At 71.5% G+C, this 15,149-nt stretch carries 13 protein-coding genes; 9 read left to right on the top strand and 4 right to left on the bottom strand.

The window, feature by feature from the left end; all coding sequences use genetic code 11:
* The first annotated feature begins 70 nt into the window (after positions 1-70).
* From ABZ990_RS04230 to gatB, 7 genes are all read left to right on the top strand, one after another.
* Entirely contained in the window at positions 71-1,045 is a 975-nt protein-coding gene (locus ABZ990_RS04230; RefSeq protein ID WP_361225099.1) for a methionine synthase, read from the top strand.
* Positions 1,046-1,077: 32 nt separating this feature from the next.
* A complete protein-coding gene (ligA, locus tag ABZ990_RS04225) occupies positions 1,078-3,267 on the top strand; it encodes an NAD-dependent DNA ligase LigA (RefSeq protein WP_361224927.1) in 2,190 nt (729 codons plus the stop codon).
* Positions 3,268-3,698: 431 nt separating this feature from the next.
* On the top strand, positions 3,699-5,936 hold the full coding sequence (locus ABZ990_RS04220) for a bifunctional diguanylate cyclase/phosphodiesterase (RefSeq protein ID WP_361224924.1): 2,238 nt from the start codon (positions 3,699-3,701) through the stop codon (positions 5,934-5,936).
* A 115-nt stretch (positions 5,937-6,051) separates the two neighbouring features.
* Complete coding sequence (gene gatC / locus ABZ990_RS04215) at positions 6,052-6,348, top strand: Asp-tRNA(Asn)/Glu-tRNA(Gln) amidotransferase subunit GatC (RefSeq protein ID WP_361224921.1); 297 nt, start codon at positions 6,052-6,054, stop codon at positions 6,346-6,348.
* A 7-nt stretch (positions 6,349-6,355) separates the two neighbouring features.
* Positions 6,356-7,858: an Asp-tRNA(Asn)/Glu-tRNA(Gln) amidotransferase subunit GatA gene (gatA, locus tag ABZ990_RS04210; protein ID WP_361224918.1), complete on the top strand. Its 1,503-nt coding sequence runs from the start codon at positions 6,356-6,358 to the stop codon at positions 7,856-7,858.
* Positions 7,855-8,097 (top strand): hypothetical protein, encoded by a 243-nt coding sequence (locus tag ABZ990_RS04205; RefSeq protein ID WP_361224915.1) that lies wholly within the window; start codon positions 7,855-7,857, stop codon positions 8,095-8,097. The genes gatA and ABZ990_RS04205 overlap by 4 nt, the downstream gene beginning before the upstream one ends.
* Before the next feature lie 15 nt (positions 8,098-8,112).
* Complete coding sequence (gatB, locus tag ABZ990_RS04200; RefSeq protein ID WP_361224912.1) at positions 8,113-9,624, top strand: Asp-tRNA(Asn)/Glu-tRNA(Gln) amidotransferase subunit GatB; 1,512 nt, start codon at positions 8,113-8,115, stop codon at positions 9,622-9,624.
* Between the two features lie 83 nt (positions 9,625-9,707).
* Here gatB and ABZ990_RS04195 read toward each other — a convergent pair whose 3' ends face one another.
* The 3 genes from ABZ990_RS04195 to ABZ990_RS04185 all read right to left on the bottom strand — a co-directional run bounded on the left by ABZ990_RS04195 (position 9,708) and on the right by ABZ990_RS04185 (position 11,200).
* Positions 9,708-10,010: a DUF397 domain-containing protein gene (locus tag ABZ990_RS04195; protein ID WP_361224909.1), complete on the bottom strand. Its 303-nt coding sequence runs from the start codon at positions 10,008-10,010 to the stop codon at positions 9,708-9,710.
* 126 nt (positions 10,011-10,136) lie between these two features.
* Complete coding sequence (locus tag ABZ990_RS04190; RefSeq protein ID WP_361224906.1) at positions 10,137-10,379, bottom strand: DUF397 domain-containing protein; 243 nt, start codon at positions 10,377-10,379, stop codon at positions 10,137-10,139.
* Positions 10,376-11,200: a helix-turn-helix transcriptional regulator gene (locus tag ABZ990_RS04185; protein ID WP_361224904.1), complete on the bottom strand. Its 825-nt coding sequence runs from the start codon at positions 11,198-11,200 to the stop codon at positions 10,376-10,378. The genes ABZ990_RS04190 and ABZ990_RS04185 overlap by 4 nt, the downstream gene beginning before the upstream one ends.
* Positions 11,201-11,312: 112 nt before the next feature.
* Here ABZ990_RS04185 and ABZ990_RS04180 point away from each other — a divergent pair, with 112 nt between their 5' ends.
* A complete protein-coding gene (locus tag ABZ990_RS04180; protein WP_361224901.1) occupies positions 11,313-11,762 on the top strand; it encodes an ATP-binding protein in 450 nt (149 codons plus the stop codon).
* Positions 11,763-11,835: 73 nt separating this feature from the next.
* Here ABZ990_RS04180 and ABZ990_RS04175 read toward each other — a convergent pair whose 3' ends face one another.
* Positions 11,836-12,579, bottom strand: a complete 744-nt coding sequence (locus ABZ990_RS04175) for a hypothetical protein (RefSeq protein ID WP_361224899.1) — start codon at positions 12,577-12,579, stop codon at positions 11,836-11,838.
* Between the two features lie 250 nt (positions 12,580-12,829).
* Here ABZ990_RS04175 and ABZ990_RS04170 point away from each other — a divergent pair, with 250 nt between their 5' ends.
* Positions 12,830-15,118: an MMPL family transporter gene (locus tag ABZ990_RS04170; RefSeq protein ID WP_361224896.1), complete on the top strand. Its 2,289-nt coding sequence runs from the start codon at positions 12,830-12,832 to the stop codon at positions 15,116-15,118.
* The last annotated feature ends 31 nt before the right edge of the window (positions 15,119-15,149 follow it).

Raw genomic sequence — 15,149 nt, 5'->3', positions numbered from 1 at the left:
CACCAGCGAGACCACCGCGCCCGCCGAGCCCGCGCCCTTCCCCTGGGCCCCCGCCACCGGCGTCGGATCCCTGCCCGGCGGGGACGCGCGGGAGGCGGCGAAGACCGTGACCGGCTCCTTCGAGGACTTCCCGTTCCTCGCGGAGCTGCCCGCGCGCGGGCCCGGCGCGGACATGATCGGGCGGACCACGGGGATGCTGGTCGAGCTGTACGCGCGCGTGGAGCCGAGCGGCTGGCGGCTCGGCGACCGCCCCGGGCGCGACACCCGGCGCGCGCACTCCTGGCTGGGCGAGGACCTGGACGCCCTGGAGGAGTTCACCCAGGGGTACGAGGGCGCGTTGAAGGTGCAGGCGGTCGGGCCGTGGACGCTCGCCGCCGCGCTCGAACTGCGCGGCGGCGAGGCGGCGCTGTCCGACGCCGGCGCCTGCCGCGATCTGGCCGGCTCGCTCGCCGAGGGACTGCGGCTGCACCTGGCCGAGGTGCGCAAGCGGGTGCCGGGAGCCCGGGTGGTGCTCCAGCTCGACGAGCCGTCGCTGACCTCCGTGCTCCTCGGGCAGATCCGTACGGCCAGCGGCTACCGCACCCACCGGGCCGTGGACCGGCAGGTGGTGGAGAGCACCCTGCGCGAGGTCATGGGGGCGCACGAGGGGCCCACCGTGGTGCATTCGTGCGCGCCGGGCGTGCCGTTCGCGCTGCTGCGCCGGGCCGGGGCGGCCGGGGTTTCGTTCGACTTCTCGCTTCTCACCGAGCGTGACGAGGAGCCGATCGGCGAGGCCGTGGAGGCCGGTACGAAGCTGTTCGCCGGTGTGGTGCCCGCCACGGACGCCGCCGCGGGGGCGGTCGCGGGGGGATTGTCGGACCCGGGCGGTAGCGTCATGGGTGTCAGGACGCTGTGGCGCAGGTTGGGGCTGAATCCGGGGACTCTCGCCGAGTCCGTGGTGGTCACCCCGGCCTGTGGTCTGGCGGGTGCCTCGCCGGCGTACGCGCGCAAGGCTCTCGCCCACTGTGCGCGGGCGGCTCGCTCGCTCGCGGACAACCCAGAGTGACCGGATTCCAGGCTACGGGAGGACGAGAAACGGTGACAGTCGAACAGGGGGCCTCCGCCGCCCCCGCCGAGGCGCGGGAGAAGCACGCCGAGCTGGCGGAGCAGGTCGAGGAGCACCGCTTCCGGTACTACGTGAAGGACCAGCCGGTCGTCAGCGACGCGGAGTTCGACCGGCTCCTGCGGTCGCTGGAGGAGCTGGAGGAGGAGTACCCGGATCTGCGGACGCCCGACTCGCCGACCCAGAAGGTGGCGGGCTCGTACGAGACGGAGTTCACCTCCGTCGAGCACCGCTCGCGGATGCTGTCGCTGGACAACGCGTTCGACGACGCGGAGCTGGCCGCCTGGGCCGAGCGGATCGCCAAGGACGTCGGCGCGGGCACGTACCACTTCCTGTGCGAGCTGAAGGTCGACGGTCTCGCCGTCAACCTCACGTACGAGAACGGCCGGCTGACCCGGGCCGCGACCCGCGGCGACGGGCGTACGGGCGAGGACATCACGCCCAACGTGCGCACGATCGCGGACATCCCGCACCGGCTGCGCGGCGAGCGCGTCCCGGCGCTGGTCGAGATCCGCGGCGAGGTCTACTTCCCGATGGCCGGCTTCGAGGCGCTGAACGCGCGCCTGGTGGAGGCCGGGGACAAGCCGTTCGCCAATCCGCGCAACGCGGCGGCGGGTTCGCTGCGCCAGAAGGACCCGAAGGTGACGGCGACCCGGCCGCTGCACATGGTGGTGCACGGCATCGGCGCGCACGAGGGCCTGGAGATCGCCCGTCTCTCGGACGCCTACGAGCTGCTGCACGAGTGGGGCCTGCCCACCGCCCGGCACAACAAGGTGGTCGACTCCCTCGACGGCGTACGGGAGTTCATCACGTACTTCGGCGAGAACCGGCACTCCGTCGAGCACGAGATCGACGGCGTCGTCGTCAAGCTCGACGAGATCCCGCTCCAGGGCCGGCTCGGCTCCACGGCGCGCGCCCCGCGCTGGGCGATCGCCTGGAAGTACGCGCCGGAGGAGGTCAACTCCAAGCTGATCGACATCAAGGTCGGCGTCGGCCGCACCGGGCGCGTCACGCCGTACGCGCAGGTCGAGCCGGTGACGGTGGCCGGTTCCGAGGTCGAGTTCGCCACCCTGCACAACCAGGAGGTCGTCAAGGCTAAGGGCGTGCTGATCGGTGACACGGTCGTGCTGCGCAAGGCCGGTGACGTCATCCCGGAGATCCTCGGCCCGGTGGTGGACCTGCGGGACGGCACCGAGCGCGAGTTCGTGATGCCGGCCGAGTGCCCCGAGTGCGGGACGCCGCTGAAGCCGATGAAGGAAGGTGACATCGATCTGCGCTGCCCCAACGCGCGGACGTGTCCCGCCCAGCTGCGCGAGCGGCTGGCCTTCCTCGCCGGCCGCTCGTCCCTCGACATCGAGAACTTCGGCATGGTCGCGGCGGCGGCGCTCACCCGCCCGCTGGAGCCGGCCGAGCCGCCGCTGAGCGACGAGGGCGACCTGTTCGACCTCACCATCGAGCAGCTGTTGCCGATCCGGGCGTACGTCCTCGACCCGGACAGCGGGCTGCCCAAGCGGGACCCGAAGACCGGCGAGGAGAAGATCGTCTCGGTCTTCGCCAACCAGAAGGGCGAGCCGAAGAAGAACGCGCTCGCCATGCTGAAGCACATCGAGGAGGCGAAGACCCGCCCGCTGGCCCGCTTCCTCAATGGTCTGTCGATCCGTCACGTCGGACCGGTCGCGGCCGAGGCGCTGGCCCGCGAGTTCCGCTCCCTGGAGCGGATCGAGCAGGCCACGGAGGAGGAGCTGGCGGCGGCGACCGGCGGCATCGGCGGGATCATCGCCGCGTCCGTGAAGCAGTGGTTCGAGGAGGAGTGGCACCGCGAGATCGTGCGCAAGTGGCGCGCGGCCGGAGTCGCCCTGGAGGACGAGGGCGCGGGGGAGGAGCAGGGTCCCCGTCCGCTGGACGGACTGACCGTGGTCGTCACCGGCACTCTGAAGGACTACACCAGGGATGGCGCAAAAGAGTCGCTCCAGAACCTCGGAGCGAAGGTGACCGGTTCCGTTTCGAAGAAGACCGCTTTCGTGGTCGTCGGTGACAACCCTGGTTCCAAGTACGACAAGGCGATGCAGCTGAAGGTTCCGGTTCTGGACGAGGCGGGCTTCGCCGTCCTGCTCGAACAGGGCCCCGACGCCGCGCGGGACGCCGCTCTGCCCGTCGCCGAATAGCCCCCGGGCCCCGCTGCGGCACCGGCCCGGACCCCGTCCGGCCCCGCCCGGATCCGGTCCGCGGCGGGGTCGTCCGTGCGCCCCTCGGGGGAGGCGCACGGACGGTTTCCGGCCGCGGCCGGGGCCCCCGGAGGCCCCTCGGGGACCGGGCTAGCTCACCCGTTCGGCGCATACCAGATCGTTACGGGTGGCGGGGTCGCATTCGGGCAAGAGAAGGAGAGCACTGCCCGCAGCGGCCCTTCGCGGCCTACTGTGGTGACTGTGCGTCCGTCGCGCACGGCCGTGCGAGGGCCCAGCCGGCGCGACAGCGGAACACGCGGTTCGGACAACACTCGGCGCGGCGACCGCCCGGCGGCATGGCGACGGACCTGCCGGCGGCAGGTCGGCGGCGCCGTGTCGCGACGGCACCGCCGGCTGTGAGAGGGACGGGAATGAAACCGACCGAGAGCGCCGCCCCCATCGCGCGGCCCCAGGCCCGCGCGGCCTTCGTGGGCTTCGCCTCCGGGCTGCCCGCGGCGCTGGTGGGCATCGCCGCCGTCGCGTTCGCCGCAGGACTCCACCACACCCTGAGCACCGGTCAGGCACTCTTCCCCGACGGCGCGGCCGGCTGGTCCCTCGCCGTCCTTACCGGCCTCATCGTGGGCCACCTCGTCGCGCTCGGCCGCGACCGCTGGTGGGGCGGCACCGGCTCCGGCGCCGCGCTCACCCTCGCCGTCCTCCTCCTGTACGGCTGGGTGCCGGCCGCTCTGGTCTCGCTCTCCGTCGTCGTCCTCGTCGCCGCCGCCCGCCGCCACCGCTGGCGCCAGGGCCTGCTGCACGGCGCCGTGGACGTCCTCGGCACCGGCGCCGCCGCGCTCGTCCTCGCGACCTTCGGCGACGTCCCGACCGTCGCCCACCCCTGGCAGCCCCTGGACGGCGGTATCGCCGACGTCCCCGAGATCGTGCTCGCCGCCGTCGCCTACCTTGTCTGCACCCGCCTGCTGCTCTGGTACGCGCTCGCGCCGCAGGGCGGCGGACTGCCCACCATCGCCCGCAGCGCCCTGCTCCGCCAGGGCCTCGTCGCCCTCGCGCTGTTCGCGATCGCCCCGCTCGTCTGCGTCGTCACCGCCTCGCGCCCCGCGCTCCTGCCGCTCTTCGCCGTCCCGCTGATCGCCCTCGACTCCACCCTGTGGATCGCCCGCGCCCGCGCCGAGGAACAGCTCCGCGACCATCTCACCGGCCTGCCCAACCGCCAGTGGCTCCTGGAACGCACCTGGACCGCCCTGGAGGAGGCCGAGGGCCAGGGCGTCCGTTCCGCCCTCGTCCTCATCGACCTCGACCGCTTCCGGTCCGTCAACGACACCCTCGGCCACCTCGCCGGCGACCGGCTGCTGCTCCAGATCGCCGAACGGCTCCGGCTCGCCCTGCCGCGCGGCGCCGAGGCGGCCCGGCTCGGCGGCGACGAGTTCGCCGTCCTGCTGCCCACGGCCGACTCCACCACCAGCGCCCAGCGGGTCGCCCGCCACCTCGTCGCCGAGCTGTCCTCCCCGCTCGACCTCGACGGCCTCACCCTCGTCCTGGAGGCCAGCGCCGGCGTCGCCGTCTTCCCCGAGCACGCCCTGGACGCCGAGGGCCTGCTGCGCCGCGCCGACGTCGCCATGTACCAGGCGAAGCGGGACCGTACGGGCGTCGAGGTGTACGAGTCGAAGCGCGACTCCAACACCCCCGACCGCCTCGGCCTCCTCGGCGACCTGCGCCGCGCGCTCGACGCCGGCGACGTCGAACTCCACTACCAGCCCAAGGTCCGCTTCGACGGCCAGGTCGCCGGTCTGGAGGCGCTGGTCCGCTGGGTCCACCCGGACCGGGGAAAGGTCCCGCCGGACGAGTTCATCGCGATAGCCGAGTCCTCCGGACTGATGCCGCACCTCACCGAGTACGTCCTGGAGACCGCGCTCGCCCAGGTCGCCCGCTGGCGGGCGCAGGGCCTGGACGTACCCGTCGCCGTCAACGTCTCCCCGCGCGACGTCCACACCCCCGGCTTCGCCGGCGCCGTCGCCGCCCGCCTCGCCCGCCACGGCGTCCCGGCCGGCGCGCTCCAGCTGGAGATAACCGAGCACGTCCTCCTGGAGGACCCGCAGCGGGCCGCCGACACCATGGCCGGCCTCACCGGCCACGGCGTCAAGATGTCCCTCGACGACTTCGGCACCGGCTACTCCTCGCTCGTCCATCTGCGCCGCCTCCCGGTGAGCGAGCTGAAGATCGACCGCTCCTTCGTCGCCCGTCTCGCCGTCGACACCGAGGACGCCGAGATCGTGCGCTGCACCGTCGACCTCGCCCACTCCCTCGGCCTGCTGGTCGTCGCCGAGGGCGTCGAGGACGACGAGACCTGGGAGCGGCTGCGCGACCTCGGCTGTGACGCCGTCCAGGGCTGGCTCGTCGCCGCCGCCATGCCGCCCGCCGAGGCCACCGCCTGGCTGCGCGCCCGGGGCGAGCACGGCTGGCGCCGCCCCTCCGAGATCGCCGCGGAGGCGGCCGCGCAGGCTGCCGCGCAAGCGGCGGCACAGGTGGCAGCGCAGGTGGCAGCGCAAGCGGCGGCTCAGACGGCGGCGAACACCGGGATCACGGCGGTGAACACCGGGATCACGGCGGTGACGGACCTGGACCGTCCGTCGGGGCAGGTGGCGCGGTAGGCGGGCGCGGGCGGGGCTGGTTCACTTACTTACTTACTTGCTCAGTTCACGGGCAGTGGCGCGGGCCCCATAGGATTGGCCCCAACACCATCAAACTCACCCCGTGAGGATCCGCATGCCTGGCATCACGCGCGAGGAGGTCGCCCACCTCGCACGGCTGGCACGTCTGGAGCTCAAGGCAGAAGAACTCGACCACTTCGCCGGACAGCTCGACGACATCATCGGCGCGGTCGCCCGCGTCTCCGAGGTCGCCGACCAAGACGTACCGCCGACCTCCCACCCGCTGCCGCTGACCAACGTCATGCGCGCGGACGAGGTCCGACCGTCGCTCAGCCCGGAGCAGGCGCTCTCCGGCGCCCCCGCCCAGGAGCAGCAGCGTTTCAAGGTGCCGCAGATCCTCGGGGAGGACTGACCACTCCATGACGGACCACAGCACCATCATCAAGCTCACCGCCGCGGAGATCGCGGCGAAGATCGCCTCCGGCGAGCTCACCGCCGTCGAGGTCACCGAGGCCCACCTGGCCCGGATCGACGCCGTCGACGAGAAGGTCCACGCCTTCCTGCACGTCGACCGGGAGGGCGCCCTCGCCCAGGCCCGCGCCGTCGACGAGAAGCGCGCCCGGGGCGAGAAGCTCGGCCCGCTGGCCGGCGTCCCGCTCGCGCTCAAGGACATCTTCACGACCCAGGGCATTCCCACCACGGTCGGCTCGAAGATGCTGGAGGGCTGGATCCCTCCGTACGACGCCACGCTGGTCAAGAACCTGAAGGCCGCGGACGTGGTCATCCTGGGCAAGACCAACATGGACGAGTTCGCGATGGGCTCCTCCACGGAGAACAGCGCCTACGGCCCGACCGGCAATCCCTGGGACCTCACCCGGATCCCCGGCGGCTCCGGCGGCGGTTCCTCGGCCGCGCTCGCCGCGTACCAGGCCCCGCTCGCGATCGGCACGGACACCGGCGGTTCCATCCGCCAGCCCGCCGCCGTCACCGGTACCGTCGGCGTCAAGCCGACCTACGGCTCGGTGTCCCGCTACGGCATGGTCGCCTTCTCGTCCTCGCTCGACCAGGGCGGCCCGTGTGCCCGTACGGTCCTCGACGCGGCCCTGCTGCACGAGGCCATCGCCGGCCACGACCCGCTCGACTCGACGTCCATCGACGCCCCGGTCCCGCCGGTCGTCGAGGCCGCCCGCAACGGCTCCGTCGCCGGCATGCGCGTCGGTGTCGTCAAGCAGTTCCGCGGCGAGGGCTACCAGGCCGGTGTCGTGCAGCGCTTCGACGAGTCCGTCGAGCTGCTGAAGTCGCTGGGCGCCGAGATCGTCGAGGTGGACTGCCCCACCTTCGACCTCGCGCTGTCCGCGTACTACCTGATCGCGCCGTCCGAGTGCTCCTCGAACCTGGCCCGCTTCGACGGTCTGCGCTACGGCCTGCGGGCCGGCGACGACGGCTCGCGGTCCGCCGAGGACGTCACCGCCCTGACCCGCGAGGCCGGCTTCGGCCCCGAGGTGAAGCGCCGCATCATCCTCGGTACGTACGCCCTGAGCTCCGGTTACTACGACGCGTGGTTCGGCTCGGCCCAGAAGGTCCGTACCCTCATCACCCGCGAGTTCGAGAAGGCGTTCGAGCAGGTCGACGTGCTCGTCTCCCCGACGACGCCGACCACCGCCTTCCCGATCGGCGAGCGCGCCGACGACCCGATGGCGATGTACCTCGCGGACCTGTGCACCATCCCGACCAACCTGGCCGGCAACGCCGCCATGTCGCTGCCCTGCGGCCTCGCGCCGGAGGACGGCCTGCCGGTCGGCCTGCAGATCATCGCCCCCGCCCTGAAGGACGACCGCCTGTACAAGGTCGGTGCCGCCGTCGAGGCCGCCTTCGTGGAAAAGTGGGGTCACCCGCTGCTTGAGGAGGCTCCGTCGCTGTGACCAGTGCACTGCAGAAGGCCAAGGGCTTCAAGAAGTCCAAGACCGGTACGTACCTGTCCATGGGCACCACCGCGTTCGGTGCCGTCGGCGTCGCCAAGCAGGTCAAGAAGGCGCGCTCCGAGCACGACACGCTCCAGCTCATCGACGCCGTCGTGTCCGCCGCCGCCATCGTGACCGGCCTCGCGATCCTGTACCGCGAGCTGAAGCGCCTCGGCGACGACGACGTCCTGCTGGGCTGAGAGGGAAGTTCCACCGTGACTGTCACTGAACTGCTGTCGTACGAGGCGGCTCTCGCCGTGTACGACCCCGTCATGGGCCTTGAGGTCCATGTCGAGCTGGGCACGAAGACGAAGATGTTCTGCGGCTGCTCCACCGAGCTGGGCCAGGACGCCAACACGCAGACGTGCCCGACCTGTCTCGGCCTGCCCGGCGCCCTGCCGGTCGTCAACGAGATCGGCGTCGAGTCCGCCATCAAGATCGGCCTCGCGCTGAACTGCTCGATCGCCGAGTGGTGCCGCTTCGCCCGGAAGAACTACTTCTATCCGGACATGCCGAAGAACTTCCAGACCTCCCAGTACGACGAGCCCATCGCCTTCGACGGCTACCTCGACGTGCAGCTGGAGGACGGCGAGATCTTCCGCGTGGAGATCGAGCGCGCCCACATGGAGGAGGACACCGGCAAGTCCACCCACGTGGGTGGCGCGACCGGCCGCATCCACGGCGCCTCGCACTCGCTGCTCGACTACAACCGGGCCGGCATCCCGCTGATCGAGATCGTCACCAAGCCGATCGTCGGCGCGGGCGAGCGGGCCCCCGAGGTCGCCAAGGCGTACGTCGCCGAGCTGCGCGAGCTGATCCGTGCCCTGGGCGTCTCCGAGGCGCGCATGGACAAGGGCCAGATGCGCTGCGACGTCAACCTGTCGCTGATGAAGAAGGATGCCGAGCAGTTCGGCACCCGCTCGGAGACGAAGAACGTCAACTCGCTGCGCTCCGTCGAGCGTGCGGCGCGCTTCGAGATCCAGCGTCACGCGGCGGTCCTGGAGGCCGGCGGCACGATCATCCAGGAGACCCGTCACTTCCACGAGGACGACGGCTCCACCACCTCGGGCCGCATCAAGGACAACGCCGAGGACTACCGCTACTTCCCCGAGCCGGACCTGGTGCCGGTGGCCCCCGCGCGCGAGTGGGTCGAGGAACTGCGGAAGGGTCTGCCCGAGCTGCCGAGGCTGCGCCGCAACCGGCTGCGCGAGGAGTGGGGCGTCGCCGACCTGGAGATGCAGTCCATCCTCAACGCGGGCGCGGTCGACCCGATCGTCGCCACCATCGAGGCGGGCGCGGACGCGGCGTCGGCGCGCAAGTGGTGGATGGGCGAGCTCGCCCGTAACGCCAACGAGCGCGGTGTCGCCCTGGACGAGCTGCCGATCACCCCGGCGGACGTCGCCCGGGTCTCCGCCCTGGTCGCCGGCGGCGACCTGAACGACAAGCTGGCCCGTCAGGTCATCGAAGGCGTTCTCGCGGGCGAGGGCACCCCGGACGAGGTCGTGGAGAAGCGCGGTCTGAAGGTCGTCTCCGACGACGGCGCGCTCGGCACGGCCGTGGACGAGGCCATCGCGGGCAACGCGGCCATCGCCGACAAGATCCGCGGCGGCAAGGTCGCCGCGGTCGGCGCCCTGGTCGGCGCGGTCATGAAGGCCACCCGTGGCCAGGCGGACGCGGCGAAGGTCAAGGACCTGATCCTGGAGAAGCTGGGCGTCAGCGAGGGCTGATCCGCCCCGTTTCGACGGACGCGAGAGAGCGGCCCGCACCCTGATGAGGGGTGTGGGCCGCTCTTTGCTTGTCGTGCGGTCGGTCAGTGCGTGGTGCCGAGGAAGGTGTTCCAGGCGGTGGGGGAGACGGTGAAGACGGGGCTGGTCTCGCCGAGTTTGGAGTCGCGGACGTGGACGGCGGTGGGGTGGGCGGCGACTTCGACGCAGGCGCCGCCTTCGTCGCTGCTGTAACTCGACTTGCACCAGTGGTAAGCGATCTCCAGGCAGTTACCGCCCTCGTCACCGCTGTAGCTCGACTTGAACCACTGGTAGGCGACTTCGAGGCAGTTGCCGCCTTCGCTGCCGCTGTAGCTGGACTTGAACCACGAAAGTGGTGCTGCGTTCATGTCTCTCCTGTCGGAGGTATCCAGGGTCTGCGAGCGCAGCATTCCCCTCGCGGCTTGGAGAATGCCGACGAAACGAGAGAGCGGCCCGCACCCCAGGGGGTGTGGGCCGCTCTCTCGTGCGGTCGGTCAGTGGGTCGTGTCGACGAACGCGTTCCAGGTGGTGGGGGAGACGGTGAAGACGGGGCTGGTCTCTCCGAGCTTGGAGTCGCGGACGTGGACGGCGGCGGGGTGCGTGGCCACCTCGACGCAATCACCGCCCTCGCTGCCGCTGTAGCTGGACTTGCGCCAGTCGTAGGCGACTTCGAGGCAGTCGCCACCCTCATCGCTGCTGTAGCTGGACTTGAACCACGAAAGTGCTGCTGCGCTCATGTCACTCCTGCCGTACGTTCCAACAGGCCCATGGTTTCTTCCGGCGTCAGGGCCTGTGAGCGCAGCATTCCATACTTGGCCTGGAGGATCCCGACCTCGTCGGGGTCGTCGATGAGGAAGCTGACCCGCTGCCCCTCGATGTAGGCCACGTGTTCGTGGTCAGGCGTTTCGATGAGCACCATGGGCCCGGCGAGCCCCGCGTGTTTCGTCCGCGACTTCGGAACGATCTGCAGTCCGATGGTGGGGAGTTCGGCCATCTCGCGCAGATGGAGGATCTGCCCCCGCAGTACCTCCGGCCCGCCGATCGGACGCTCCAAGACGGACTCGTCCAGCAGGAAGGACATCAGCGGCGGCCACGGCGTCTTGTCGAAGATCCGCTGACGGTCGATCCGGTCGAGCATCCGGTCCTCCGCCTCCTGCGGAGTGATCGGCGGGTACAGGCAGTCGAAGACCGCGCGGGCGTACTCCGGCGTCTGGAGCAGCCCCGGGACAACCCCGTTCTGGTACGAGCAGAGGCTGATCGCCTGCGCCTCCAGCTCAATGAAGTCTTGTACGAAGACCGGGTAGCGCTCTTTCTGCGGTGCCTTCGCGACCGCCACCGACAGCGCCCCACCGGTGTTCAGCAGGTCGTCCATTTCGCCGGCGAGCTTCAGTCGCAGTGCCCGGCGCCCCTGCTCGATCGATCCGAGCGTCTCCAGGCCCAGGTTCACCTGGGAGGCCAACTGCGGCTGTGTCAGCCCCGCCTGCCTGCGGTACAGCGCCAGGAGCGCGCCGACCACTTCCCAGGACGGGACTTTTTTGGTCTTGTTGGTGTGTTGCATGAGCGGTCCATCCCCACGACACACGGACGCGATGCACGACAAACCCGTACAACGAATTTGTACGGGTCGGGTCCCTGGGGCGGGTGGGGCGGAAGAGTCCACTGTGGGCGCCGTGAACGACCAACTCCCCCTGTTTCGCGAGGCGTTCTACCGCCGCGAACGCCTGTCCGTCCCGCTCGCGCGGGACTTCACCCGGAAGGCTCTGGCCGACTGGGGCGCGCACACCCGTGCGGACGACGTACTCCTGTGCGTCAGCGAACTCACCACCAACGCCCTCCGCCACGGCGTCCCGCCCGGCCGGGGCTTCCGTCTCGTCCTCTTTCTGCACCACCCCGCTCTCCTCCGCGTCGAAGTCCACGACAGCGGCGACGGCACCCCGGCGGTCCGCACCCCCGACGGCGAATCGGGCCGCGGCCTCCAGATCGTCGACGCCCTGTCCGACCTCTGGGGCGTGGCCGAGCGGGACCCCGGCAAGATCGTCTGGTGCCAATTCGCGGTGAACGAGCCGCTGCCGACGCAGTCGGTCCGAGGGGAACCCGAGGTCTCCTCGGTCCGCGTCTGACGCCGTAGCCCTGCCCCCCCCGGCGATGTTCGCGCGCGGCTCGCCGCGCGCGAACATCACTCGGAGGTGCGGCTCAGCAGGGCCGGGAGCCGGGGCCGTCGAAGCGGGCCCAGATCGGGGACCAGTCGCGGGCGTACAGGACGATGTTGGCGTCCTTCTGGACCCGCAGCCAGGCGCCCAGGCCGCCGCAGCCGTTCGTGCCCGTGTTCCACAGAGGGTTGCCCCATCCGTCGTAGAGGACGACGTTGCCGTCCCACTGCATCCACAGCGACGTCTTCCAGTTGCCCTGGGTCCCGGTCTGCCACAGGGCCTTGTAGGGCGACTCGTTGTGGTCGTAGAAGACGAGGTTGCCGTCGGCTTGGACCCACAGCTCGTACCAGCGGTTGAACATGACGTTGACGGCGATGTACGTGTCCGAGGTGAGGCACTCGCCGGGGTTCAGATAGTCGTGGTAGCTCCAGCCCTGCGGGGGCGTGGAGCAGCCGGGCCCGGGGAAGTCCTGGGTCGTCGCCTCGCCCGGGGCCGTCACGGGCCCCGCGAGAAGGCCCCGCTCCTGGGCCTCCCGCAAGGTCGGCAGGCCGTCGAGGGGTGCGGACGGCAGGACGGGGACCGTGCGGTCCCCCTTCTTCGGGCGGGCGGATGCGTCGGGCCCCGGGTGGGGCGTGGCGACCGTCGTGTGCGCGGTGGCGGTGGTGGTGGCGGCGGTGGTCGTCGGGGCCGTGGCCGGACCCGACTGGGCGACGGCGCCGGTCGCCAGCGGGCCGCAGGCGAGGGTGGCGGCGAGGGCGGTGCCCGCCAGGGTTCGTCTCAGGTTCATGCCGCCATGTCAGCGCGCGCCGTTCACCGGCCCGTCAACAGGCGATGAATGTGCCGGGAGAGCGCTTGATCCGTACGTCCTCCGCCCGGTCGCTCTCCCAGTGCCTCTCCCAGTGCCTCGCCCGGCCGCCCTCCCCGGCCCGCCGGACCCCCTCGCGCATATGCCTTGTGAGGAACGCCACGAAAAGGGCAAAGGATCATTATTGGCTGCAAGAGTGGCCGCACCGCCCATCCACCCTGGGAGCACGCCCGTGGCAGCCATCGCACGGTGGTGCGTCAAGCACCGCCTCGTCGTCGTTCTCCTGTGGCTGTTCACCCTGGGCGGGACCGTCGCCGGCGCGGCCGTCGCGGGCAGCGCGTACTCCTCCGACTACGAGGAGCCCGGCACCGAGTCCGGCCGCGCCCTCGCCCTGCTCGACCGCGGCTTCCCCGGCATCGGCGGCGACGGCGGCACCATCGTCTGGCACACCGAACGCGGCAGCGTGCGCGATCCCGCCGTCGAACAGCGGATGGCCGCGATGCTCCACCGGGTGGAGGAACTGCCCGGGATCGCCTCCGTCGCCTCCCCGTACGGCTCCGCGCCCGGCAGGATCAGCGCCGACGGCCGTACCGCGTACGCCTCCGTCACCTTCGCCTCCCAGGCCGACGGGGTGGTGACCGAACGGGCCCAGGCCCTCGTCGACACCGCCCGGACCGCCGCCGGGGACGGCGTCCAGGTCGAACTGGGCGGCGAGGCCGTCGGCCTCACCGAGGCACCCGGCGGGCATCTCGCCGAGGCCATCGGAGTGATCGTCGCGGCCGTCGTCCTCTTCCTCGCCTTCGGCTCGCTCGCCGCGTCCGCGCTGCCCATCGCGACCGCGCTCGTGTCCGTCGGCACCGCGTACTCCGCCATCGTGCTGCTCGGGCACCTCATGACGGTCGCCGACTTCGCCCCCATGCTCGGCCTGCTCATCGGCCTCGGCGTCGGCATCGACTACGCGCTGTTCATCGTGACCCGGCACCGCGCCGGGCTCAAACGCGGTCTGCCCGTCGCCGAGGCCGCCCGGATCGCGGTCGCCACCACCGGCCGGGCCGTCGTCTTCGCCGGGGCCACCGTCTGCATCGCGCTGCTCGGCATGCTCATCCTGCGGCTCGGCTTCCTCAACGGCGTCGCCGTCGCCGCGTCCCTGACCGTCGTCCTCACCGTCGCCGCGTCCGTCACCCTGCTGCCCGCGCTGCTCTCCTTCATCGGCATGCGCGCGCTGAGCCGCCGCGAACGCCGCCGGCTCGCCGAACACGGCCCCCGGCCCGAGCTGCCCACCGGCTTCGCGGCCCGCTGGTCCGCCTTCGTCGAACGCCGCCCGAAGCTCCTCGGCGCCTTCGCCGCCGCCGCCATACTGCTGCTCGCGCTGCCCACCTTCTCCCTCCACCTCGGCACCTCCGACCAGGGCAACAACCCGGCCGGCGCCACCACCCGCAAGGCGTACGACCTGATCGCCGACGGCTTCGGCCCCGGCGTGAACGGACCGCTCACCCTGGTCGCCGCCCTCGACGGCGCCGACGACCGCCCCGCCCTCGACGCGCTGCCCGCCCGCCTCGCGCACACCGAGGGCGTCGCCTCCGTCTCCCCGATCACCTACAGCCCGGCCGGCGACATCGCCTTCCTCACCGTCGTCCCCGACTCCTCACCCCAGGACAAGGCCACCAGCGAACTGGTCCACCGGATCCGCGCCGAGGTTCTTCCCCCCGCCGCGCAGGGCACCTCGCTCCAGGTCCACGTGGGCGGAGTCACCGCCTCGTACGACGACTTCGCCGAGACCCTCGTCGGCAAACTGCCCCTGTTCGTGGGCGTCGTGATCTCCCTCGGCTGCCTCCTGCTGCTGCTCGCCTTCCGCTCGATCGGCATCCCGCTCAAGGCCGCCGCGATGAACATCGCCGCCGTCGCCGGAGCCTTCGGCATCGTCGTCGCCGTCTTCCAGTGGGGCTGGGGGAGTGAACTGCTCGGCCTCGGCAGCGCCGGGCCCATCGAACCCTTCCTGCCCGTGATCATGGTCTCGGTGCTCTTCGGGCTCTCCATGGACTACCAGGTCTTCCTGGTCAGCCGGATGTACGAGGAGTGGCTGGAGACCGGCGACAACCGGCGGGCCGTCCGGGTCGGGCTCGCCGAGACCAGCCGGGTGATCAACTCGGCGGCGGTCATCATGATCTCCGTCTTCCTCGCCTTCGTCCTCTCCGGCGACCGGGTCATCGCGATGTTCGGGATCGGGCTGGCCGCCGCCGTCGCGCTCGACGCGTTCGTCCTGCGCACCCTGCTCGTGCCCGCGCTCATGCACCTGCTCGGCGGGGCCAACTGGTGGCTGCCGCGCCGGCTCGACCGGATCCTGCCCCGGATCAGCATCGAGCCGCCGGAGTGCCGGGTGGCCGCCGAGGCGCGTACGGAAGCGGAAGCGGGTGCGGGATCCGGTACGGGAGCCGGCGCCGGGACCCGTACTGGGACTCGTACCGAAATCCGTACCGATACCCGTACCGAAGCACGCGAAGAGACCAGGTCAGGGGCCTGAGCGGCGGAAATCGGCCGCGCCGCCGGCGCCC

The organism is Streptomyces sp. NPDC046203 (assembly GCF_040646255.1).
Lineage (GTDB): Bacteria > Actinomycetota > Actinomycetes > Streptomycetales > Streptomycetaceae > Streptomyces.
This window is presented reverse-complemented; position numbering and strand designations above follow the sequence as displayed.

What these genes read in the sequence shown, in the direction of transcription:
- gatC (WP_361224921.1), top strand. Translation starts at nt 6,052, where the DNA reads ATGCCTGGCATCACGCGCGAGGAGGTCGCCCACCTCGCACGGCTGGCA.
- ABZ990_RS04175 (WP_361224899.1), bottom strand. Translation starts at nt 12,579, where the DNA reads ATGAACCTGAGACGAACCCTGGCGGGCACCGCCCTCGCCGCCACCCTC.
- ABZ990_RS04195 (WP_361224909.1), bottom strand. Translation starts at nt 10,010, where the DNA reads ATGAACGCAGCACCACTTTCGTGGTTCAAGTCCAGCTACAGCGGCAGC.
- gatA (WP_361224918.1), top strand. Translation starts at nt 6,356, where the DNA reads ATGACGGACCACAGCACCATCATCAAGCTCACCGCCGCGGAGATCGCG.
- ABZ990_RS04220 (WP_361224924.1), top strand. Translation starts at nt 3,699, where the DNA reads ATGAAACCGACCGAGAGCGCCGCCCCCATCGCGCGGCCCCAGGCCCGC.
- ABZ990_RS04185 (WP_361224904.1), bottom strand. Translation starts at nt 11,200, where the DNA reads ATGCAACACACCAACAAGACCAAAAAAGTCCCGTCCTGGGAAGTGGTC.
- ABZ990_RS04190 (WP_361224906.1), bottom strand. Translation starts at nt 10,379, where the DNA reads ATGAGCGCAGCAGCACTTTCGTGGTTCAAGTCCAGCTACAGCAGCGAT.